Annotated in this window: 2 protein-coding genes; one reads left to right on the top strand and one right to left on the bottom strand. The window is 65.8% G+C overall.

The features are described from left to right. On the top strand, window positions 1-929 hold a 929-nt coding region (locus B3D39_RS15815), incomplete at its 5' end, for an ABC transporter permease (protein WP_286789861.1). Window positions 930-960: 31 nt separating this feature from the next. Here the strand turns inward: B3D39_RS15815 and B3D39_RS15810 are convergent. Next, window positions 961-1,180 (bottom strand): TRAP transporter large permease subunit (locus B3D39_RS15810; RefSeq protein WP_286789860.1); only part of this gene is annotated, 220 nt, incomplete at its 5' end.

Raw genomic sequence — 1,180 nt, 5'->3', positions numbered from 1 at the left:
GGCGCCTGATCGACGCGATCCGCGAGCCGCTGTTCGAGCCCCCGGTGCTCTTGTCGCCGGCCGCCGCCGCCAAGGCCCAGCTCGACGGCAAATATGTCTTCGTGGTCACCATCCCGCCGGGGCTGGAGCATGACATGCGCGCGGGGCAGGGGGGCACGGTGCTGATCCTTTCCGACGCGACCGCGGTCGCCTTCGCGGGCAACGGCGCGACCTACCTGACCCAAGTGCTGGCCCAGGCGGCCGAGAATTACCTCGCCCCGGGCGAGCCCGGCTCGGACCGCGTCGACGTGGTGTTCCGCAACCGTTTCAACCCCAACCTCACCGCGCGCTGGTTCAGCTCGGTCATGCAGTTGATGAACAACGTCACCGTCCTGATGCTGATCCTTTCCGGCGCCTCGCTGATCCGCGAACGCGAGCGCGGCACGATCGAGCATGTCCTCGTCATGCCGGTGCGGCCGCACGAGATCGTGCTGTCGAAGATCTTCGCCACCGGGATGGTGGTGCTCTTCGCCTCGGTGCTGAGCCTCGTCGTGGTGGTCGAATGGGCGATGGGGGTGCCGGTCGCGGGGTCGCTCGCGCTTTATATCTTCGGCGCGGCGCTCTACGTGATCGCGGTGGGCTCGATCGGGCTGATGCTGGCCAGCTTCACCCGCAACATGGGGCAATACGGGCTGCTGGCGATCCCGGTGATCATCATCATGTTCCTGCTGTCAGGGGGAATGACGCCGCTCGAATCAATGCCGGAATGGCTGCAATGGACGATGCGTCTGATCAGCCCGGCGCCGCATTTCGTGGCTTTCGCGCAATCGGTCCTTTACCGCGGCTCGGGGCTCACGCTGGTTGCCGGCGATCTTGTCGCCATCGTGGTGATGTCGGCGGTGGCGCTGACGCTGGTGCTGATCCGCTTCCGCAAGGTGCTGGGGAGCTAGGCGAACGCCCGCCCCCCTTCTCCTGCCTGGCTCAGTTGTGGACGACCTCGGGGCCCATCATCGAATTGGGCAGCCAGGTCGAGAGCGAGGGCACATAGGTCACCAGGATCAGGAAGAGGAAGAGCACGCCAAGGAAGGGCAGGGCGGCCTTGACCACCCGCATCATCGGCATCCCCGCCACGCCCGAGGTAACGAAGAGGTTGAGCCCCACAGGCGGGGTGATCATCCCGATTTCCATGTTCACCACCATG

It is taken from the genome of Thioclava sp. UBA3469, assembly GCF_002378135.1.
In the GTDB taxonomy this organism is placed as follows: Bacteria; Pseudomonadota; Alphaproteobacteria; order Rhodobacterales; family Rhodobacteraceae; genus Thioclava; species Thioclava sediminum.
Note: the sequence above shows the minus strand (reverse complement) of the source record. Positions and strands in the feature narration are given on the sequence as shown.